This window comes from Pseudomonas sp. Gutcm_11s (assembly GCF_028649395.1).
Classification (GTDB): domain Bacteria; phylum Pseudomonadota; class Gammaproteobacteria; order Pseudomonadales; family Pseudomonadaceae; genus Aquipseudomonas.
On sequence record NZ_JAQSUW010000010.1, the window covers coordinates 190,610 to 212,293 of the forward strand.

Genomic DNA, 21,684 nt, shown 5'->3' on the forward strand with positions numbered 1-21,684 from the left:
GAAACCGAAAAATAGAAAGAATTAACCGTTAACCGAAAGCGCGGCAGCCCCTCGGGTATCCAGGGCGCGCTGGTTGGCTTGCAACTCAATCGCATGCTCACTAAAAATTTTGTGGTCGACGAGGAAGACCAGTACATCCGCCTTCGCTGCCGACGCAAAGTCAACAAGCTCGACTCCTGCCTGTTCCAGCGCAGACGGCCTTGTCTCGATGTGCGGCTCAACAGCCACCACCTGACTCGGATAACGAGCCGCCAGTGCCAGGGTGATGGCTAATGCCGGGCTTTCCCGCAAATCATCGATGTTGGCTTTGAAGGCCAAGCCGAAGCAGGCAATCGTCACCTGGCCAAGCGGCTTGGCTGCGCAATCTGAGACCTCCTGGACAAGATGATCAATTCGATCACTGACCCAATGGGGCTTACTGTCATTGACCTGCCGAGCAGTGCGGATCAGCCGGGATTCTTTCGGAGCCTGGCTAACTATGAACCAAGGATCGACGGCAATGCAGTGCCCTCCGACCCCTGGGCCCGGCTGTAGGATGTCGACACGTGGGTGGCGATTGGCCAGACGAATAAGCTCCCAGACATTGACACCCAACTTGTCGCAGATGATCGATAGCTCATTCGCGAAGGCGATGTTGACGTCTCGAAAACTATTCTCGGTCAACTTGCACAGCTCGGCCGTCCGCACATCGGTAACGACGCACTCGCCTTCAACAAACGTCTTGTAGAGCTGAACGGCTTGTCGGGCACACTCTGCTGTCATACCCCCGATAACACGATCGTTCTGCACGAGTTCTCGTAAAACATGCCCCGGCAACACACGCTCGGGGCAATGAGCAATGCGCACGTCTGACTGCTCGCCCACCTGCTGTGGAAAACTGAGATCAGGGCGGGCCGCAGCAAGCCATGCAGCCATTTTCTCGGTGGTTCCGACCGGAGAAGTGGACTCCAAGATGATCAGATCACCCTTCTTCAGAACAGGAGCAATAGAGCGGCACGCCGACTCCACGTATGAGAGGTCGGGTTGGTGCTCATCGGCAAAAGGAGTAGGCACTGCCAGAAGAAACGCATCGGCAGGTTCGGGAATCGTTGTAGCGCGAAGGAAGCCTCCGCTGACAGCCGCATGAACCAGCATATCGAGGTCCGGCTCAACGATATGAATCTCGCCTCGCTGGATGGTTTCCACCGCATGCGGATTGATGTCGACACCGATGACGTTGATCTTTCGCGACGCGAAAACAGCAGCAGTTGGCAGGCCAATATAGCCAAGGCCAATCACGGATATGGTTTCAAACTTCATTATTTACTTGCGTCCCACCGGGACAACTCTTCCAGAATTCGTTGACAGGCTCGACCATCACCATAGGGATTATGCGCTCGAGCCATGATTTGGTAGGTATCTGGATCAACCAACAGCTGATTAATGGCAGCGCAGATACTTTCTGTGCTCGTGCCGACCAGACGAACGGTACCAGCCTCAACAGCTTCGGGCCGCTCGGTATTTTCCCGCATGACCAGTACAGGCTTACCCAGAGCAGGGGCCTCCTCCTGAATACCGCCTGAGTCGGTCAGGATCAGATGGGCCCGATTCATGAGGTAGACAAAAGGTAGATAGTCCAGCGGTTCAATCAGATGTACGTTGTGAATACCACTCAACATGCGCTCGACCGGCCCACTCACCTGCGGGTTGAGGTGTACGGGATACACCAGATCAACATCAGGATGACGCGCAGCCGTCCGGCGAATGGCAGCACATATGTGCTCGAAACCTTGGCCAAAGTTTTCGCGGCGATGCCCGGTTATCAACAGTAAGCGGGCATCGTCTCTCAGAAAACCGAAAATATTAGCCTGCTCCTGGCGCAATGACTCGTCAGCTTGAAGTCGCCCTGCAACCCACTGCAGCGCGTCGATGACCGTATTGCCCGTGACATGGATACGCTCGGGTAACACGCTCTCCCGCAGCAAATTGTCCTGAGCCACAACGGTGGGAGCAAAGTGAATAGTGGCCAATGAGCCGACCAGCTTCCTGTTCGCTTCTTCCGGCCAAGGCGCATAGAGATTGCCGGTACGAAGACCAGCCTCGACATGCGCAATAGGAACCTGCCGATAGTAAGCGGCCAAGCTGGCGGCAAGAGCAGTGGAGGTATCGCCATGCACCAGAACGATATCCGGCTTGAACTCGTCAAGCACAGGCCTGAGACCCGACATCACTGAGGTGGTGATGTCGGTCAGATCCTGCCCCGGCCGCATGACCTGCAAATCGTAGTCAGGGCTTATAGTAAAAAGCCTCAACACCTGATCCAGCATCTGGCGATGCTGGCCAGTTACGCATATGCGCGACTCAAAACGAGCATCAGCCTCCAAGGCTAAAACCAGAGGGGCCATTTTGATGGCCTCTGGGCGTGTACCGAATATACAAAGCGTTCTTAGCGACATCAGGGTCGAATTATCCGTTTCATGAGCCGCGCATGGCAGTCAACCATGCGCTCGCGAGGCCCAACCTAAGCTGAACAGAGGGACATACCCAAGGCTAAGCAGATGACAAGAAAGGAGCAGCACAGCACATGGGATCAACTCACTAGAGCCGAAGACCTCATTCCACACTGGCAATCTGCCATTTTACGCCATCGATATGGCGTCACAAAACCACCAAACGTCGCATCACCCTGCGCCGTGCAGGAGCAGAGTTGATCAAGTCTGACAACCAAGCCAGAAATATGCCACTTATCCGGTATTGTTGAGGCTCACCCCAACGTGCCAGTCATTGCCATTTACCACCACAACAGACACCCTTCGCATACAAAAGCAGTGGAATCTCAAATGCGCATCCTGATTACTGGTGGTGCGGGCTTCATAGGCTCCGCACTGGTTCGACACACGCTCCTGAATACGGATCACCATGTCCTGAACCTCGATAAGCTGACCTACGCCGGCAACCTGGAGTCACTTTCTCCAGTAGAGCACCTGCCTCGTTACAAGTTTTTGCAGGCCGACATCGCCGACAGCACAGCCGTCAGCCTCGCTCTTGCCGAGTTCCAGCCAGATGCCATCATGCATCTGGCCGCCGAGTCGCACGTAGATCGCTCCATCGACGGCCCGGCCGCCTTTATCCAGACCAACATCGTCGGCACCTACGCCCTGCTGGAAGCGACCCGCGCCTACTGGATGGCTCTGCCGGAGGAGCGCAAGCAGAGCTTCCGCTTCCACCACATTTCCACCGACGAGGTTTATGGCGACCTGCATGGCGTCGATGACCTGTTCACCGAGACCACTCCCTACGCCCCCAGCTCGCCCTACTCGGCGAGCAAGGCTGCGTCCGATCACCTGGTCCGCGCCTGGCATCGCACCTATGGCCTGCCGGTGCTGCTCACCAACTGCTCGAACAACTATGGGCCCTATCACTTCCCGGAAAAACTGATCCCACTGGTGATACTCAATGCCCTCGAGGGCAAACCCCTGCCAGTCTATGGCGACGGCTCCCAGGTGCGCGATTGGCTTTTCGTCGAAGACCATGCCCGCGCGCTGCTCAAGGTGGTCACCGAAGGCCAGGTCGGCGAAACCTACAACATCGGTGGCCACAACGAGCAGAAGAACATCGATGTAGTGCGCGCCATCTGCGGCCTGCTGGAAGAGCTGGCGCCAAACAAACCCAGTGGCCTGGCCCGCTACGAGGACCTGATCACCTTCGTCAAGGATCGACCAGGCCACGATCAGCGCTATGCCATCGACGCCAGCAAGATCGAGCACGAGCTCGGCTGGACCCCCGAAGAAACCTTTGCCAGTGGCCTGCGCAAGACCGTGCAGTGGTACCTGGACAACCTCGAATGGTGCCGCCACGTACAGGACGGCAGCTATCAACGTGAGCGACTGGGAGCCAGCGCATGAAAGGAATCATCCTGGCCGGCGGATCCGGCACTCGCCTGCACCCGATCACCCTGGGTGTATCCAAGCAGTTGCTGCCAATCTACGACAAACCGATGATCTACTACCCGATCTCGGTGCTGATGCTGGCCGGAATCCGCGACATCCTGATCATCTCCACCCCGCATGACCTGCCGCAGTTCGAGAAGATGCTCGGCGATGGCAGCCAGTTCGGCGTGCGCTTCCAATATGCCGAGCAGCCCTCTCCGGACGGCCTGGCCCAGGCTTTCCTGATCGGCGAGCAGTTCATCGGCACGGATTCGGTGTGCCTGATCCTCGGCGACAACATCTTCCACGGCCAGCACTTCAGCGAGATGCTCCTGCGTGCAGCCGCCGAGCCCAGCGGAGCTTCCGTGTTCGGCTATTGGGTACGCGACCCTGAGCGCTTTGGCGTGGTCGAGTTCGATGCCCAGGGCAAGGCGATCTCCATCGAGGAGAAACCCAAGCAGCCGAAGTCCAGCTATGCCGTGACCGGCCTGTACTTCTACGACAACGATGTGATCGAGATCGCCAAGGCAGTCAAACCATCACTGCGCGGCGAACTGGAGATCACCGACGTCAACAACGCCTACCTGCAACGCGGTGACCTGCGCGTGGAGCGCTTCGGCCGTGGCTTCGCCTGGCTCGACACCGGCACTCACGACAGCCTGCTGGACGCCTCGCAGTATGTGCAGACCATTGAGCATCGCCAGGGCCTGAAAGTCGCCTGCCTGGAGGAAATCGCCTTCCAGCATGGCTGGATCGACCGCGAGCAGCTGCTGGTACAGGCCAAGGCCTTCGGCAAGACCGGCTATGGCCAGTACCTCTACCAGCTGGCCGGAGAGCACGCATGAATGTGATCCGCACCGAGCTGCCGGAAGTACTGATCCTCGAACCCAAAGTCTTCGGCGACGAGCGCGGCTTCTTCTACGAGAGCTTCAATGCGCGTGCCTTCGCCGAGGCCACCGGCCTGCAGCGCGAGTTCGTCCAGGACAACCACTCGCGCTCGCAGCGCGGTGTGCTGCGTGGCCTGCACTACCAGATCGAGCAGGCCCAAGGGAAACTGGTGCGGGTCAGCCACGGCGAAGTGCTGGACGTGGCCGTGGACATCCGCCGCAGCTCGCCGAACTTCGGCAAGTCGGTCACGGTGCGCCTGTCGGCCGAGAACAAGCGCCAGCTGTGGGTACCAGAAGGCTTCGCCCATGGCTTCGTGGTGCTCAGCGAGTACGCCGAGTTCCTCTACAAGACCACCGACTACTACGCGCCGGCCTTCGAGCGCAGCATCCGCTGGGACGATCCCGAGCTGGCCATCGACTGGCAGTTCGACGGCGTTCCGCAGTTGTCGGCCAAGGACCAGGCAGGCGTTGCCCTGCGCGATGCCGAGCTGTTCCCATGAGAGTGCTGATCACCGGTCGTCACGGCCAGGTTTCCCGTGAACTGCAACTGAGCCTGGCCCAGCACGAGCTGCTGGTGCTCGGCCACGACCAGCTCGATCTAGCCGATAGCGCCGAGATCCGCCGCCAGGTTCGCGAGCTGCGACCGGATCTACTGATCAATGCCGCCGCTCATACCGCCGTGGATCAGGCCGAAAGCGAGGCCGAGCTGGCCTTCGCGATCAACGCCACTGCACCCGGCGTGCTGGCGGAGGAAGCGGCCTCGCTTAACGTACCGCTGATTCACTACTCCACCGACTACGTTTTCGACGGCTCCAAGCCTGCCCCCTATCACGAGAGCGACACCACCGCGCCGCTGGGCGTCTACGGCCAGAGCAAGCTTGCGGGTGAAGAAGCCATTCGTGCGATCGGCGGCCAGCACCTGATCCTGCGTACCAGCTGGGTCTATTCGTTGCATGGCAAGAACTTCCTGCTGACCATGCAGCGCCTGCTGCAGGAGCGCGAGGAACTGCGCGTGGTCGCCGACCAGATCGGCGCACCGACCTGGGCCGGCAGCATCGCCCAGGCGACTGCGCAGCTCGTGCAGCACTGGCAGGACGGGCGGCCTGGAAACTGGGGCACCTACCACCTCACCGGGCTGGGCGAGACCTCCTGGTTCGGCTTTGCTGAGGCCATCGCCGCGCAACTGCGTGCCCAGGGCAAACCCAGTGCACGCCTGCTGCCCATCGCCTCCAGCGAATACCCGACACCCGCGAAGCGGCCGCTCAACTCGCGCCTGGACTGCTCACGCCTGCAACAAGAGTGGGACATTCGCCTGGTCGACTGGCACGATGCGCTCCTCACGTGCCTGAGCAGCCCACGCTAGAAAGCAGCAGTGCATAATGCGCCCATTATCCAGGCGCACCGCAATGATCCTGCCGACCACTCCCCATCGCCCCCGCTGGCGCAGCCTGGCTCTGCTGGCGCTGCTCCTCGCCCCGCTGCTGTGGCCGCTGCAGTTCTTTGCCGAGCGTTACTACCGGGGCGAGCTGCTCGAGCAGAATCGCCAGACGCTCGACCTCTACAGCGAGAACCTGCTCGGCACCCTGCGCCGCTATGAGGTGTTGCCCAGCATCCTCGCCGACCTGCCGCCACTGCGCGCCCTGCTCGCCTCCCCGCAGGACGGCGCCCGCCAGGAGCAGGCCAACCGCCTGCTGGCGCGGGTGCGCAGCGAGACCGGCGCCGACGTGATTTATTTGATGAGCCCGCAGGGCATGACCCTCACCTCGTCGAACTGGGACCAGTCCGACAGCTTCGTCGGTCGCGACTTCTCCTATCGCCCCTACTTTCGCGAGGCGCTGGGCGGCAAGCAGGGGCGCTTCTTCGGCCTCGGCACCACCTCACGCAAGCGCGGCTACTTCTTCTCCAACCCGGTGCGCGAGGGCGATCGGGTGATCGGCATTCTGGTGGTCAAGGTCGACCTGGATGTCTCCGAGGCCCTGTGGGGCAATACGCCGGAACAGCTGATGGTCACCGACAGCAATGGCGTGGTGATCGTCTCCTCACGCAGTGACTGGCGCTTCCGCGCCACCCGCGAACTGGACAAGGCCGAGCGCGCCGCCATCGTCGCCAACCAGCCGTACCCGACCCCCTCACCCTCGCCCCTGCGGCTGGACGATGGCGTCTGGCTGACCCAAAGCCGTGAGCTGCAGGAGACCGGGCTGACCGCGAGCATCCTCGCTCCGCGCCAGCTGGTCGATCGTCAGGTACGCACCACGCTCGCCGTCGGCGGCGCGGCGCTGCTGGCCCTGCTGCTGCTGCTGGGCCTGATGCTGCAGCGCCGGCGCCACTATATAGAGCGTATTGCGCTAGACGCGCAGGCCCGGCGCGAGCTGGAGGTGCGCGTGCAGGAGCGCACGCGCGACCTGGAGACACTGAACAACCGCCTCAAGGATGAAGTCCTGGAACGCGAGCAGGCCCAGCAGAAGCTGCTGCGCACCCAGGACGAACTGGTCCAGGCCGGCAAGCTGAGCGCCCTGGGTACGATGAGCGCCAGCATCAGCCACGAGCTCAACCAGCCGCTGGCCGCCATTCGCAGCTACGCCGACAACGCCGGCGTGCTGCTCGATCACCAGCGCACCGACGATGCCCGCGGCAACCTCAAGCAAATCAGCGAACTGACCGGGCGCATGGCCTCGATCATCGCCCACCTGCGCGCATTCGCCCGGCGCGACCGCCACGCGCCGGAGAGCGTGGCCCTGCAGCCGGCCCTGGAAGACGCCCTGGCCCTGCTCGCCAAGCGCCGCAGGGCGCTGGACGTCGAGCTGATCCGCGACCTGCCGGACGCTACCCTGTGGGTACAGGCGGGCGAGACGCGTCTGCGCCAGGTACTGGGCAACCTGCTGGCCAACGCCCTCGATGCCCTCGCCGAGAAGGCACCGCCACGACGCCTCTGGTTGAGTACCGAAATGACCGAGCAGGGCGTCAACCTGCTGTTGCGCGACAACGGCGCGGGCTTCTCCGAACAGGCCATGGCCCACGCACGCGAACCCTTCTTCACCACCAAGACCAGCACCCAGGGCCTCGGCCTCGGCCTGGCCATCTGCGAGACGCTGATGCGCGCCTTGGGCGGCGAGCTGCTGCTGGCCAACCATCCGGACGGCGGCGCGCTGATCACCCTGCAGCTGCGTAGCGTCGCACCCGGCGCCAACCTGCAACCGCCCGAGGAGTTTTCATGAGCGCCATAGACGCCCGCACCCAGGTCCTGCTGATCGACGACGACGCGCACCTGCGCCAGGCCCTGGCCCAGACCCTCGATCTGGCCGGCCTGCGTGTCGAGACCCTGGCCGATGCCCGCGGCGTGGCCGAGCGCATCGGGCCGGACTGGCCCGGCGTGGTGGTCAGCGACATTCGCATGCCCGGCATCGACGGTCTGCAACTGCTGGAGCAACTGCACCAGCAGGACGCCGAGCTGCCGGTACTGCTGATTACCGGCCACGGTGATGTGCCGCTGGCCGTGCAGGCCATGCGCGCCGGTGCCTATGACTTCCTCGAGAAGCCCTTCGCCAGCGAGGCCCTGCTCGACGGCGTGCGCCGCGCCCTGGAGCTGCGCCGCCTGGTGCTGGACAACCGTAGCCTGCGCCTGGCCCTGGCCGACCGCAGCGAGCTCGGCGCTCGCCTGATCGGCCAGTCCGCGCCCATGCTGCGCCTGCGCGAGCAGGTCGGCGCCCTGGCAGCAATCAACACCGACGTGCTGATCCTCGGCGAAACCGGTGCCGGCAAGGAGGTGGTGGCGCGCGCGCTGCACGACCTCTCGGCACGCAAGAAAGGCCCCTTCGTGGCGATCAACGCCGGTGCCCTGGCCGAGTCGGTGGTGGAAAGCGAGCTGTTCGGCCATGAGGCAGGTGCCTTCACCGGTGCGCAGAAACGCCGCATCGGCAAATTCGAGTTCGCCAACGGCGGCACCCTGTTCCTCGACGAGATCGAGAGCATGAGCCCGGACGTGCAGGTGAAGCTGTTGCGCCTGCTGCAGGAGCGCGTGGTCGAGCGCCTCGGCGGCAATCAACTGATCCCGCTGGATATCCGGGTGATCGCCGCGACCAAGGAAGATCTGCGTGTCGCCGCCGACCAGGGGCGCTTCCGCGCCGACCTTTATTACCGCCTGAACGTCGCGCCGCTGAGTATCCCGCCGCTGCGCGAGCGCGGTGCGGACATCCTCGTGCTGTTCCAGCACCACGCCGATGCGGCAACCCAGCGCCACGGCCTGCCGAGTCGCGAGCTGCAACCGGGCCAGCGGGCTCAGCTGCTCAGCCACACCTGGCCGGGCAACGTACGCGAGCTGCAGAACGCCGCCGAACGCTTCGCCATGGGCCTCGGCCTGGGCCTGGATGTGCCGGGCGCGGCAAGCATGGCCAGCGGCGGTGAGCAGAGCCTCGGCGAGAAGGTCGAGGCCTTCGAGAAGGCGCTGATCGCGGCGGAAATGGCCAAGGAGCACAGCTCCCTGCGCAGCCTGGCCGAAGCGCTCGGCCTGCCGCGTAAGACCCTGCACGACAAGCTGCGCAAGCATGGCCTGGACGGCGGGAGCGACGAGCAGGACTGAGCCCCGAGCTAGCTCAGCGGACTCATACCCCGATCCTGCAGGTCGACTGCGTCGCTCGGCTCACCATGCAACTGCCGGCGCAGATCGGTGAACAGCGGCTCTAGCTCTTCGCGCAAGGCGAACAGGGCAGGCTTCCGCCATGCCCTGGCGCCGCAGACTGCACCCCACATAACCACAGACGACGCTAACGCACTGGCGGAAATCGTCCGTCACCGCACGCCCGGCTACCTCACCGTAGAAGCGGAAGCCACATGGAGGTCGGACTCATCCCGGTACACCCGATCATCCGGGACAGAGGTGAATACCACCCCTGCCTGCAGGTGCTCCCAACATACTTCCAGACGGCCCGGATTGCGCAGTCCTCTCCTCCTCAATACCCCGCCAAATAAATAGATCAATTAGAAATATAAAAAACGCTGCATATCCGAAATAAGCGTTGGCAATTAGCCATTACGAATAACCGACTTACTTCTGCAACTTGCAAGCGATAAAACCTGTACTAGATTTCCTTTCACGCCTCGCTTGAAGCACGGCTCGCAGCCGCTCTATCTCGGCGTTATCCGCGATCAAACGGGGACCTCCCCGATTCCGCCAGCAATACAGGGACAGTAGTATCGAGCAATGGATAGCAAGCTATTGATCGACGTCAATATCCTCGCCAGCAATAGCGCGCCCAATTTGCTCATAACTTCTCTCCGCCACTTGGAGGTGTTTGATGTCTGATTCGGCGAACAAGCTAAAACTGGGCGCGCTGATCGCACTGGTAATCGGGTCGATGGTCGGCGGCGGCATATTTTCCCTGCCGCAGAACATCGCCAACAGCGCCGGCGCCGGCGCCACACTGATCGGCTGGCTGATCACCGGCGTGGGGATGTTGACCCTGGCCTTCGTGTTCCAGACCCTGGCCAATCGCAAGCCTGAGCTCGACGGCGGGGTGTACGCCTACGCCAAGGCCGGCTTCGGCGACTACATGGGCTTTTCCTCGGCCTGGGGCTACTGGATCAGCGCCTGGATCGGCAACGTCAGCTACATGGTGTTGCTGTTCTCCACCCTCGGCTATTTCTTCCCGGTGTTCGGTGAAGGCAACACCCTGCCGGCCGTGATCTGTGCATCGGTGCTGCTCTGGCTGCTGCACTTCCTGGTCCTGCGGGGCATCAAGGAGGCAGCCTTCATCAACACCATCACCACCATCGCCAAGATGGTGCCGCTGGCGCTGTTCATCGTGATCGCCGCCATCGCCTTCAAGCTCGACGTGTTCACCAGCGACTTCTGGGGTGCCGGCAACGTCAAGCTGGGCAGCGTGATGGACCAGGTGCGCAACATGATGCTGGTCACCGTCTGGGTATTCATCGGCATCGAGGGCGCCAGCATCTTCTCCGCCCGCGCCGAGAAACGCAGTGACGTCGGCAAGGCCACCGTGATCGGCTTCATCGCCGTGCTCCTGCTGCTGGTCCTGGTCAACATCCTCAGCCAAGGCATCATGGCCCAGGCCGAACTGGCCGGGCTGAAGAACCCGTCGATGGCCGGCGTGCTCGAGCAGGTGGTCGGCCCCTGGGGCGCCCAGCTGATCTCCATCGGCCTGCTGGTCTCCCTGGCCGGGGCCCTGCTGTCCTGGACCTTGCTGTGCGCGGAGATCATCTTCTCCTCGGCCAAAGACCACACCATGCCGGAGTTCCTGCGCAAGGAAAACGCCAACCATGTGCCAGCCAATGCCCTGTGGCTGACCAACGGGTTGATCCAGCTGTTCCTCATCATCACCCTGTTCAACAGCTCCACCTACCTGAGCCTGCTGTACCTGGCCACCTCGATGATCCTGGTGCCGTACTTCTGGTCCAGCGCCTACGCCCTGCTGCTGGGCTGGCGTGGTGAGACCTACGAGGGCGCTGCCGGCGAACGCAACAAGGACATCTTCATCGCCCTGGTCTCCACCCTCTATGCGGTCTGGCTGATCTATGCCGCCGGCATTCAGTACCTGCTGCTCTCCGCCCTGCTCTACGCACCTGGCGTGATCCTCTTCGCCAAGGCCAAGCGCGAGCTGGGACAACCCGTGTTCACCAGCGTCGAGAAGATCATCTTCCTCGTCGTTCTGATCGGTGCCGCCATCGCCGCCTATGGCCTGTATGACGGCTTCCTGAGTCTGTAAGAGAAGGAGTTCGATATGTCCAAGAAACCTCTAGGCGTCCATTCCGAGGCCGGCAAACTGCACAAAGTCATGGTGTGCTCGCCGGGCCTCGCCCACCTGCGCCTCACCCCCAACAATTGCGATGAGTTGCTGTTCGACGACGTGATCTGGGTCTCCCAGGCCAAGCGCGACCACTTCGACTTCATGACCAAGATGCGCGAACGCGGCATCGAGGTCGTCGAGATGCACAACCTGCTCGAGGAGACGATCAAGAATCCGGAAGCGCTGAAGTGGATCCTCGATCGCAAGATCACCCCCAACAGCGTCGGCCTTGGCTTGCAGGGCGAAGTGCGCTCCTTTATCGAAGGGCTGGAGTCGCGCCGCATCGCCGAATTCCTCATCGGCGGCGTGGCCGGCTCCGACCTGGCCAAGCACAAGAACTCGGAAGTTTCGAAGATGTTCAACGCCTACCTGGGCGAGTCCAGCTTCATCTTCCCGCCGCTGCCCAATACCCAGTTCACCCGCGACACCACCTGCTGGATCTACGGCGGCGTCACCCTCAACCCCATGTACTGGCCGGCCCGCCGCCAGGAAACCCTGCTGGCCAGCGCCATCTACAAGTTCCACCCGGACTTCATCAACGAGGAATTCGAGGTCTGGTACGGTGATCCGGACAAGGATCACGGCGCCGCGACCCTGGAGGGCGGTGACGTGATGCCGATTGGCAACGGCACCGTGCTGATCGGCATGGGCGAGCGTTCCTCGCATCAGGCCATCGGCCAAGTAGCCCAGGCACTGTTCGCCAAGGGTGCGGCCGAGCGGGTGGTGGTCGCCGGCCTCGGCAAGTCACGCGCCGCGATGCACCTGGACACCGTGTTCAGCTTCTGCGACCGCGACCTGGTCACCGTCTTCCCGGAAGTGGCCTACCAGATCGTGCCCTTCGTGCTGCGTCCGGACGAGAGCAAGCCGGGTGGTATCGACGTGCGCCGCGAGGACAAGTCGTTCCTCGACGTGGTCGCCGAATCTCTCAACCTGAAAAAACTGCGTGTGGTGGAAACCGGCGGCGACAGCTTCGAAGCCGAACGCGAGCAGTGGGACGACGGCAACAACGTGGTCTGCCTGGAGCCTGGCGTGGTCGTCGGCTATGACCGCAACACCTACACCAACACCCTGCTGCGCAAGGCCGGCGTCGAGGTAGTGACCATCAGCGCCAGCGAACTGGGCCGCGGCCGTGGCGGCGGCCACTGCATGACCTGCCCGATCATCCGCGACCCGATCGACTACTGATAAAGCCACCCCGGCGGCCACCCGCCGCCGGGCGCGGTTTCCATACCCACAAGGAGAAGAACCATGGCTTTCAACATGCACAACCGCAACCTGCTCAGCCTGATGCACCACAGCACTCGCGAGCTGCGTTATCTCCTCGACCTGTCGCGCGACCTCAAGCGCGCCAAGTACACCGGCACCGAACAGCCGCACCTGCTGCGCAAGAACATCGCGCTGATCTTCGAGAAGACCTCCACCCGCACCCGCTGCGCCTTCGAGGTCGCAGCCTATGACCAGGGCGCCAACGTCACCTACATCGACCCGGGCTCCTCGCAGATCGGCCACAAGGAATCGATGAAGGACACCGCCCGTGTGCTCGGCCGCATGTACGACGCCATTGAGTACCGCGGCTTCAAGCAGGAGATCGTCGAGGACCTGGCCCAATACGCCGGCGTACCGGTGTTCAACGGCCTGACCGATGAATACCACCCGACCCAGATGCTCGCCGACGTGCTGACCATGCGCGAACACAGCGACAAGCCGCTGCACGAGATCAGCTACGCCTACCTGGGTGACGCCCGCAACAACATGGGCAACTCGCTGCTACTGATCGGCGCCAAGCTCGGCATGGACGTACGCATCGCCGCACCCAAGGCCCTGTGGCCGACCGATGAACACGTTGCCGCTTGCAAGAAATTCGCCGAGGAAAGCGGCGCGCGCATCACTCTCACCGAAGATGCCAAGGCCGCGGTCAAGGGCGTCGACTTTGTCCACACCGACGTCTGGGTGTCCATGGGCGAGCCGGTGGAAGCCTGGGGCGAGCGCATCAAGGAGCTGATGCCCTATCAGGTCAACGCCGAGCTGATGAAGGCAGTCGGTAACCCGCGCGTGAAGTTCATGCACTGCCTGCCGGCCTTCCACAACAGCGAGACCAAGGTCGGCAAGCAGATCGCCGAGCAGTACCCGCACCTGAAGAACGGCATCGAAGTGACCGACGACGTGTTCGAGTCGCCCTGGTGCATCGCCTTCGAGCAGGCGGAGAACCGCATGCACACCATCAAGGCGATCCTGGTCTCGACCCTGGCCGATGTCTAACCGCCGCTGCGGGCCGGGCACGCCCCGGCTCGCACTCGCTCAAGGAGAATCACCATGCGACTAGTCATCGCCCTGGGCGGCAATGCCCTGCTGCGGCGTGGCGAAGCCATGACCGCGGAAAACCAACGTATCAACGTACGCATAGCCTGCGAGCAGATCGCCAAGGTGGCGCCCGGAAACGAGCTGGTGATCGCCCACGGCAACGGCCCGCAGGTTGGCCTGCTGGCCCTGCAGGGCAACGCCTACGACCCGGCCAACCCCTACCCGCTGGACGTCCTCGGTGCCGAGACTGAAGGCATGATCGGCTACATGATCGAACAGGAGCTGGGCAACCTGCTGCCGTTCGAAGTGCCCTTCGCCACCATCCTCACCCAGGTCGAAGTGGACAGCGCCGACCCGGCCTTCCAGAAGCCGACCAAGCCGATCGGCCCGGTCTATCCCAAGGACGAGGCCGAGCGCCTGGCCAAGGAGAAAGGCTGGAGCATCGCTCCGGATGGCGACAAGTTCCGCCGCGTGGTGGCCAGCCCACGGCCGCAGCGCATCTTCGAGATCCGCCCGGTGAAGTGGCTGCTGGAAAAAGGCTCGGTGGTGATCTGCGCCGGCGGTGGCGGCATCCCGACCATGTACGACAACGGCAAGCTGCATGGCGTCGAAGCCGTGATCGACAAGGACCTGTGCTCCGCCCTGCTGGCCGAGCAGCTGGACAGCGACCTGCTGGTGATCGCCACCGACGTCGATGCCACCTATATCGACTGGGGCAAGCCGACGCAGAAGGCCATCGCCGAGGCCCATCCGGATGAGCTGGAGCGCCTGGGCTTCGCCGCCGGCTCCATGGGACCCAAGGTCCAAGCTGCCTGCGAATTTGCCCGCAACACCGGCAAGGTCGCGGTCATCGGCTCGTTGGCCGATATCGAAGCCATCGTCCAGGGCAAGGCCGGTACCCGCGTCAGCACCAGTGCGAGCACCACACAGTACCGCTGATCCCCGTCAGCCCAAGCGGCAGGCCTGCCTGCCGCTGCTTTCTCTCCTCGCACCAGCACCCTCTCCTCGATCTGTCCCGCGCCTGACCATATCGCCAGCAACGTGACTTGGCAGTCAGCCCCTGCGTCAACCCGATATCCCGATTCGTTTGAGTCGCCACCCGGCATATGCCGTCTGGCCGGGAGCGCCGTTGTCGCCTCGTCGCTGCGTGCCCTCCCGGTTTTGCGTGAAGATCGTTTGTAGGAGTTCCGAGTGATGTCTCGACTACCCGTCATTGTTGGCTTCGGCGGATACAACGCCGCGGGCAGAAGTTCCTTCCACCACGGTTTCCGCCGCATGGTCCAGGAGTCGCTGGATGCCGCCACCCGCCAGGAAACCCTGGCCGGTCTGGCCGTGATGATGAAGCTGGTGCAAGTGGTCGATGGCCAGTTCCACAGCCTCGCCGGCCAGCCACTGAGCCCGGCCGAGATCGAGGCGCAGCATGGTGCGGAAATCCTCGCCGGCACCCTGGTACGCCGCATCGAGAAGAACCACCTGGACGTGGACACCACCCACTGGCAGAAGAACATCGCCGTCAGCGCCGCCCAGTTCACCACCCTGCGCAAGCACCTGCCCGAACCGCTGCCGGCCAGCTGGCAGGTGGAGGAGCTGGACGAGCAGCAGGTGCGCGTCACCCTGCAGGAGAGCAGCGAGTTCAAGGTCGACAGCTATCGCGCCCTGCCGGTGAAGTCCGCCGGCCAGTTGCCCACCGGCTTCGAGCCGGGCGAGCTGTATCACTCGCACTTCCACCCGCGCGGCCTGCAACTGACCGTGGTGGGCGCCACCGACGCGCTGCGCTCCACCGGTCTGCCCTGGAGCGACATCCTGGCCAAGGTGCAGCCGGACCAGGTCGCCGTGTTCGCCGGCAGCGCCATGAGCCAGATGGACGATAACGGCTTCGGCGGTATGCTGCAGTCGCGCCTGCGCGGCGGTCGCGTCACCGCCAAGCAGTGCCCGCTGGGCCTCAACAGCATGCCGGCGGACTTCATCAACGCCTATGTGCTGGGCAGCGTCGGCACCACCGGCAGCGTCACCGGCGCCTGCGCCACCTTCCTCTATAACCTGCAGAAGGGCGTCGAGCAGATCGCCAATGGCCAGGCGCGCGTGGTGCTGGTTGGCAACAGCGAAGCCCCGGTCACGCCGGAGTTCATCGACGGGTACGGCGCCATGGGCGCCCTCGCCACCGAGGACGGCCTGCGCAAGATCGAGGGTCGCGACGACGTGGACTTCCGCCGCGCCAGCCGCCCGTTTGGCGACAATTGCGGCTTCACCCTGGCCGAGTCGGCGCAGTTCATCGTGCTGATGGACGACGAGTTGGCCCTGGAGCTGGGAGCCGATATCCATGGCGCCGTGCCGGATGTGTTCATCAACGCCGACGGCTTCAAGAAATCCATCTCCGCTCCCGGCCCCGGCAACTACCTGACCCTGGCCAAGGCCGTGGCCAGCGCCACCCAGCTGGTCGGCCTCGACGCCGTACGCAACCACAGCTTCGTGCATGCCCATGGCTCCAGCACCCCGGCCAACCGAGTCACCGAATCCGAACTGCTGGACCGCGTCGCCGCGGCCTTCGGCATCGAACAATGGCCGGTGACGGCGGTGAAAGCCTTCGTCGGCCACTCGCTGGCGCCAGCCAGCGGTGACCAGCTGATCGCCGCCCTCGGTACCTTCCAGCATGGCCTGCTGCCGGGGTTGAAGACCATCGACCGGGTAGCCGACGACGTGCACCGCCAGCACATCAGCCTGGAGGTGCGCGACCGCCAGGTAGACGGCATGCAAGTGTGCTTCCTCAACTCCAAGGGCTTCGGCGGCAACAACGCCACCGGCGTGCTGCTCGCCCCGCAGGTGGTCGAGCGCATGCTGCGCAAGCGTCATGGTGAAGCGGCCTTCGCCGCCTGGCAGAGCCGGCGCGAAGCGACCCGCGTTGCCGCCGAGGCCTACGACAAGCAGGCCCTGCGCGGACAGTTCGAGATCATCTACAACTTCGGCCACGACCTGATCGACGACAAGCAGCTGCAGTTCAGCGCCGAAGGCATCCAGGTGCCGGGCTTCGCCCAGCCGCTGCTGTACAAGAAGGATGAGCGCTACAGCGACATGCTGTAGCAGGCGTGGCTCAGCGGTGCAGCACGTACTGCCCGCTGAAGCGCACCGCCTCGACGTCGCCGACGAGGATGCGGCTGTGCAGTTTCAGGCGCGCCAGGCCGCGACGCCGATACAGGGCGAGGAACTTGTCCCACTCGGCCGCGGCGGGCGCCGCGCACACCGCGACCGCATCGCTCAGCACCGGCTGCGGATAATCGATCTGGCCCTGCTGGATGACGATGTGCCCGTCCGTCACGCCCGCCTCGCGCAGGCTCAGATGCAGCCAACCCCAGCCGGCCAGCACCGCGCCGCAGTACAGGCTGCCGCCGAACATGCTGCTCTTGTGGTTGAGGTTGGCCGCCAGCGGCAGGCTCAGGCGCAATTCGCCGCCCTGCCAACCCTGCACGCCCAGGCCCAGGGCCTGAGTCAGCGGGATGTCCTGGTGCAGCAGCTGCTCCAGGTAGGCGCGGTCATCGCTCATGTTGCGAGGGACTCAGTCCAGAGCGCGAGCCAGCTGGATCAGCTCGGCGCGCCACTCGGCAGCCTGCGGCAGGCCGAGGAAGGACGGATTGAGGTAGCTCTCGCGGGCCTCGTAGGTCAGTACCTCGCCCTGCAGGTCGAGCACTTCACCACCGGCACCTTCCAGCACGCCCTGCGCCGCGGCGGTATCCCACTGCGAGGTGGGCGCCAGACGCGGGTAGCAATCGGCATTGCCCTCGGCCAGCAGGCAGAACTTCAGCGAGCTGCCGATGTTGGCCAGCTGCAGGTCGCCGAAGCGCTCGGCCAGGCCGGCCAGCAGGCGCTCCTGCGCCGGGCTGGAGTGGCGCTTGCTGGCCACCAGGATGAAGGCCTCGGCCGGCGCCAGGCGCACGGCGATGGCCTCGGGCTCGCCGCCTGGCTCCTGACGCCAGGCGCCCAGGCCGGCGCCACCGAAGTAGCAGCGACCATTGGCCGGGATGCCGACCACACCGAACACCACGCGGCCACGCTCGATCAGCGCGACGTTGACGGTGAACTCCTCACTGCCGGAGATAAACTCCTTGGTGCCGTCCAGCGGGTCGACCAGCCACCAGCGCTGCCACTCGGCACGCTCGGCGAAGGCAATGCCGGCGTCCTCTTCGGACAGCACCGGAATGTCCGGTGCCAGCTCGCGCAGGCCGGCGGCGAGAATCTCGTGGGCGGCCAGGTCGGCGGCGGTGACCGGCGAGGCGTCGGCCTTCTCGATCACGGCCACATCGTTGCGCCAATGCGGCAGGGTGGCCTGACCGGCGCGTTGCACCAGGGCGATCACCGCCGGCAGGTAGGGATGACTCACGGCTTGAACTCTCCACGTTGGGTCAGCAGGTCGCGGACCAGGTACAGGGCGGCCAGGGCGCGGCCCTCGGTGAACTGGGGATGCTGGGCCAGGGCGCTGAGTTCGCGCAGGCTGACCTTGTCGACGCGCAGCGGCTCGGGCTCGTCGCCCGGCAGGCTTTCTTCGTAGAGGTCGCGGGCCAGCACCACCTGGATCTTCTGGCTCATGTAGCCGGGAGACAGGCTCAGCTCGGCGATCAGCTCCAGGCGCTCGGCGCCGAAGCCGGCTTCTTCCTTGAGTTCGCGGTTGGCGGCCACCAGCACATCCTCGCCGGGCTCGATCAGGCCCTTGGCCAGCGACAGCTGGTAGTCGTCGGTGCCGGCGCAATATTCCTCGACCAGCACCGCGTGCTCGGCGTCGAGCATCGCCACCACCATCACCGCACCGTAGCCCGAGCCCTTGCCCACCAGCCGCTCGTAGGTACGCTCGACGCCATTGGCGAAGCGCAGCTGCAGCTCTTCGACGCGGAACAGGCGGCTGCTGGCGACTATCTCGCGGGCCAGCACCTGGGGTTTCTCACGCATCATTCGCTCCTTGATTCGAACGGGTATCATACCCCGCTGCGCCGGAACATCCGCGCGGCTTCTTCGCTCTTCGTCTGTTTCCGGACTTTGCCATGCATCAGCTGCCCTGGGCCGATATCGATACCGTCCTGCTCGACATGGACGGCACTCTGCTCGACCTGCACTTCGACAACCACTTCTGGCTGCACCACCTGCCGCAGCGCTATGCCGAACTGCACGGCGTGAGCCGCGAGGCCGCCGAGGCCGAGCTGCTGCCGCTGTTCCGCGAGCATGCCGGCACCCTGCCCTGGTACTGCACGGACTTCTGGAGCCGCGAGCTGAACCTCTCGGTGCGCGACCTCAAGCGCGAAGTGGCCCACCTGATCGCCCTGCGCCCGGACGCCGATACCTTCCTCCAGGCCCTGCGCGCCGCCGGCAAGCGCGTGGTGCTGATCACCAACGCCCACCGCGACTCGCTATCGCTGAAGCTGGAGAAGGTCGAACTGGCCCCCTACTTCGACCGCCTAATCAGCTCCCACGACTATGGCTTCCCCAAGGAAGACCAGCAGTTCTGGTTCGCCCTGCAGCAGGACTTCCCGTTCGAACCGGCGCGCAGCCTGTTCATCGACGACAGCCTGCCAATCCTGCGCAGCGCTGGGCGGTATGGCGTCGCCCACCTGCTCGCGGTGCGCCAGCCGGACAGCCGCGGCCAGGCCAAGGACACCGAGGAGTTCGCTGCGGTCGAGGACTACCGCCAGCTCAGCGCCCAGCTCGCCCTCCCCGCCTGATCCGGACAGCCCCGACCTGCCCCGGTTCGCCGACTGCGCCAGTTTTTGCACAAGCCGTGATCGCCCTCGCAGCCCGGACAAGTGGCACTTGTCCAGCGAGGCGGCGCTGGCAGCATGTGCGCCATCCACCAACGAAGGTCCGTAGTTAATGAAGTATTCCTCTGTGCTCCTGCTCTCTCTCGGCCTGGCCAGCGCCAGTGCCCTGGCCGGCAACACCTCGGCCGGCGTCGGCGGCGCCCTGGGTGGCGCGCTGGGTAGCGTGGTCGGCGAGCAGATCGGCGGCAGCACTGGCGCCGCCATCGGTGCCGGTGTCGGCGGCGCGGCCGGTAGCGCGGTCGGTGCCGACAAGCGCAATCGCACCGAGGCGGCCATCGGTGGCGGCATCGGCGCAGCCGGTGGTCAGGTGATCGGCAACAAGGTCGGCGGCAGCACAGGCGGTGTGGTCGGTGCGGCGGTCGGCGGCGGTGCCGGCGGCGCGCTGGGCAACTACTACGGCAATGACCAGGACGACGATGATCACGATCGCGGCGAGCATCGCGGGCACAAGAAGCACTACAAGAAGAAGCACAAGCACCGCCACCACGATCATGACTGATCGCTGAAAACGACAAGGCCCGCAGGATGCGGGCCTTGTGTTTTGCGGCGTCTGAAAGCTATCCGATCAGATACCTTCGCGGCGCAGGGCGGCAGCAGTGAAGTCGCCCTTGTTCAGCTTCACGCCAAAGTCGTACATCGCCTCGTTGTTGTCCAGGCCGTCGACGAAGTAGCGCTGACCCTTGAAGTCGTAGATCGTCTCCAGGGTGCTGACGAATACCGGCACCTCGTAGTAGCTGATCGGGTGAGCTTCCTGCAGGCCGACCAGCTCGCCGTTCTTGTCGTACAGGTCGACGGAGAGGATCTGCCAGCTGTCCTCGTCGATGTAGAAGCGACGCGAGGCATAGGGATGGCTGAAGCCCTTGCGCAGCTTGGCGTCGACTACCCATACGCGGTGCAGCTCGTGGCGCAGCAGCTCGGGATTGACGTGCTTCTTCTGCAGGATCTTCTCGTAGGCAATGCCCTTCTGGTGCACGGCGTAGCTGTTGTACGGCACCAGCATTTCCTGCTTGCCCACCAGCGTCCACTCGTAGCGGTCCGGTGCGCCGTTGTAGGCGTCGACCACGTCGGCGGTGGCCATGCCGTTGGTGTCCGGCTGCATGGCGTCATAGGCCAGCATCGGCAGGCGGCGCACGCGACGCTCGCCACGGCTGAAGCGCCAGGCCTTGCGGATCGCCAGGACCTGGTCGAGGGTCTCCTGCACCACCAGCGAGGAACCGGCCAGCTTGCTCGGCGCGGTCACCACGTACTTGTAGAAGAACAGGGTGTTGTCCAGATCGGCCGGGGTCACGCCTTCACGCCCGTAGATGAACATGATGTCGCGCTCGCGCTTGACCAGCACGTAGTCGCCGCCCTTGAGCACGGCGGCGTGGTTGGTGGTCATGCGGGTCTGTTCGCCACGGTAGCGGGTGATGTGGTTCCAGATCGCTTCCAGACCGCTCTGCGGGATCGGGAACGGAATGCCGGCCGCGGTACCCTCGATGCCGTTACCGCCGGCGATCAGGCTGGCGTTGGTGGCGTTGTAACGAGTGGCATCGTAGATGCGCTGCGGCGAGGCGGCGCTACGGCGAGTGGGCAGCACGCGCAGGTAGTAGTCCGGGCTTTCCGCCAGCAGCTTCTGGTAGCCGGGGGTCAACAGGGCCTTGTACTGGGCCATGTTGTTCTTGTCGACGCGATACAGCTCAGCATCGGCAGCGAAGGGATCCGGATGGTGCATGCCGGGCTGATAATTGGCCGGCGGCGTGGCTACGCCACCCTCCCACGAAGGGATGGTGCCGGCGGCATTGCCAGCGCGCTCGCCGCCCAGCGGCGTCAGGTCCTGCCCGAGGCGCGCGGCCTGGGTCGCGTCGACGCGGGCGTGTGCCGGCAGACTGACGGCAGCCGCCAGTGACAGTACAGCAAGAGTTCTCAGCACAGCATTCTCCTCGCGGCGCACTCCGACGCCGCTACTTCTTATTCGTACGACCAGACACAGGTCGCGCTTGCGGATTAG

General features: G+C 64.1%; 19 protein-coding genes. 13 read left to right on the forward strand and 6 right to left on the reverse strand.

What is annotated here, in order from left to right:
* Window positions 1-21 precede the first annotated feature (21 nt).
* On the reverse strand, window positions 22-1,299 hold the full coding sequence (gene wecC / locus PTT45_RS05525; protein ID WP_273811976.1) for a UDP-N-acetyl-D-mannosamine dehydrogenase: 1,278 nt from the start codon (window positions 1,297-1,299) through the stop codon (window positions 22-24).
* Complete coding sequence (wecB, locus tag PTT45_RS05530) at window positions 1,299-2,435, reverse strand: non-hydrolyzing UDP-N-acetylglucosamine 2-epimerase (RefSeq protein WP_273811978.1); 1,137 nt, start codon at window positions 2,433-2,435, stop codon at window positions 1,299-1,301. Before wecB ends, wecC begins: the two co-directional genes overlap by 1 nt.
* Window positions 2,436-2,819: 384 nt before the next feature.
* Between wecB and rfbB the strand changes: the two genes are divergently transcribed.
* The 11 genes from rfbB to PTT45_RS05585 all read left to right on the forward strand — a co-directional run bounded on the left by rfbB (window position 2,820) and on the right by PTT45_RS05585 (window position 16,974).
* On the forward strand, window positions 2,820-3,884 hold the full coding sequence (gene rfbB, locus PTT45_RS05535) for a dTDP-glucose 4,6-dehydratase (RefSeq protein ID WP_273811980.1): 1,065 nt from the start codon (window positions 2,820-2,822) through the stop codon (window positions 3,882-3,884).
* Entirely contained in the window at window positions 3,881-4,753 is an 873-nt protein-coding gene (gene rfbA / locus PTT45_RS05540) for a glucose-1-phosphate thymidylyltransferase RfbA (RefSeq protein WP_273811982.1), read from the forward strand. The genes rfbB and rfbA overlap by 4 nt, the downstream gene beginning before the upstream one ends.
* Window positions 4,750-5,295 (forward strand): dTDP-4-dehydrorhamnose 3,5-epimerase, encoded by a 546-nt coding sequence (rfbC, locus tag PTT45_RS05545; RefSeq protein ID WP_273811983.1) that lies wholly within the window; start codon window positions 4,750-4,752, stop codon window positions 5,293-5,295. The genes rfbA and rfbC overlap by 4 nt, the downstream gene beginning before the upstream one ends.
* Complete coding sequence (rfbD, locus tag PTT45_RS05550; RefSeq protein WP_273811985.1) at window positions 5,292-6,158, forward strand: dTDP-4-dehydrorhamnose reductase; 867 nt, start codon at window positions 5,292-5,294, stop codon at window positions 6,156-6,158. Before rfbC ends, rfbD begins: the two co-directional genes overlap by 4 nt.
* Before the next feature lie 43 nt (window positions 6,159-6,201).
* A complete protein-coding gene (locus PTT45_RS05555) occupies window positions 6,202-8,010 on the forward strand; it encodes a sensor histidine kinase (RefSeq protein WP_273811986.1) in 1,809 nt (602 codons plus the stop codon).
* The gene (locus tag PTT45_RS05560) at window positions 8,007-9,371 is read left to right on the forward strand and encodes a sigma-54-dependent transcriptional regulator (protein WP_273811988.1); all 1,365 of its coding nucleotides are present in this window, start codon (window positions 8,007-8,009) and stop codon (window positions 9,369-9,371) included. Before PTT45_RS05555 ends, PTT45_RS05560 begins: the two co-directional genes overlap by 4 nt.
* A 715-nt stretch (window positions 9,372-10,086) precedes the next feature.
* Entirely contained in the window at window positions 10,087-11,514 is a 1,428-nt protein-coding gene (arcD, locus tag PTT45_RS05565) for an arginine-ornithine antiporter (protein ID WP_443218151.1), read from the forward strand.
* Between the two features lie 15 nt (window positions 11,515-11,529).
* Window positions 11,530-12,780, forward strand: coding sequence for an arginine deiminase (arcA, locus tag PTT45_RS05570; RefSeq protein ID WP_273811990.1), 1,251 nt, complete (start codon window positions 11,530-11,532; stop codon window positions 12,778-12,780).
* 63 nt (window positions 12,781-12,843) lie between these two features.
* Window positions 12,844-13,854: an ornithine carbamoyltransferase gene (locus PTT45_RS05575; RefSeq protein WP_273811991.1), complete on the forward strand. Its 1,011-nt coding sequence runs from the start codon at window positions 12,844-12,846 to the stop codon at window positions 13,852-13,854.
* Between the two features lie 54 nt (window positions 13,855-13,908).
* On the forward strand, window positions 13,909-14,835 hold the full coding sequence (arcC, locus tag PTT45_RS05580) for a carbamate kinase (protein WP_273811993.1): 927 nt from the start codon (window positions 13,909-13,911) through the stop codon (window positions 14,833-14,835).
* 255 nt (window positions 14,836-15,090) lie between these two features.
* Entirely contained in the window at window positions 15,091-16,974 is a 1,884-nt protein-coding gene (locus PTT45_RS05585) for a beta-ketoacyl synthase (protein WP_273811994.1), read from the forward strand.
* Between the two features lie 10 nt (window positions 16,975-16,984).
* Here PTT45_RS05585 and PTT45_RS05590 read toward each other — a convergent pair whose 3' ends face one another.
* Genes PTT45_RS05590 through nudE form a run of 3 tightly spaced genes read right to left on the reverse strand, consistent with a single transcriptional unit; the run spans window position 16,985 to window position 18,831 of the window.
* Window positions 16,985-17,434 (reverse strand): YiiD C-terminal domain-containing protein, encoded by a 450-nt coding sequence (locus PTT45_RS05590; RefSeq protein ID WP_273811995.1) that lies wholly within the window; start codon window positions 17,432-17,434, stop codon window positions 16,985-16,987.
* A 12-nt stretch (window positions 17,435-17,446) separates the two neighbouring features.
* Window positions 17,447-18,268 (reverse strand): 3'(2'),5'-bisphosphate nucleotidase CysQ, encoded by an 822-nt coding sequence (gene cysQ / locus PTT45_RS05595; RefSeq protein WP_273811996.1) that lies wholly within the window; start codon window positions 18,266-18,268, stop codon window positions 17,447-17,449.
* On the reverse strand, window positions 18,265-18,831 hold the full coding sequence (nudE, locus tag PTT45_RS05600; protein ID WP_273811997.1) for an ADP compounds hydrolase NudE: 567 nt from the start codon (window positions 18,829-18,831) through the stop codon (window positions 18,265-18,267). The genes cysQ and nudE overlap by 4 nt, the downstream gene beginning before the upstream one ends.
* 92 nt (window positions 18,832-18,923) lie before the next feature.
* Here nudE and yrfG point away from each other — a divergent pair, with 92 nt between their 5' ends.
* Window positions 18,924-19,598: a GMP/IMP nucleotidase gene (gene yrfG, locus PTT45_RS05605; protein WP_273811998.1), complete on the forward strand. Its 675-nt coding sequence runs from the start codon at window positions 18,924-18,926 to the stop codon at window positions 19,596-19,598.
* Between the two features lie 148 nt (window positions 19,599-19,746).
* Complete coding sequence (locus PTT45_RS05610; RefSeq protein WP_273811999.1) at window positions 19,747-20,193, forward strand: hypothetical protein; 447 nt, start codon at window positions 19,747-19,749, stop codon at window positions 20,191-20,193.
* A gap of 66 nt (window positions 20,194-20,259) precedes the next feature.
* Here the strand turns inward: PTT45_RS05610 and PTT45_RS05615 are convergent, their stop codons facing one another.
* Window positions 20,260-21,606: a DUF1329 domain-containing protein gene (locus tag PTT45_RS05615; RefSeq protein WP_273812000.1), complete on the reverse strand. Its 1,347-nt coding sequence runs from the start codon at window positions 21,604-21,606 to the stop codon at window positions 20,260-20,262.
* Between the last annotated feature and the right edge of the window lie 78 nt (window positions 21,607-21,684).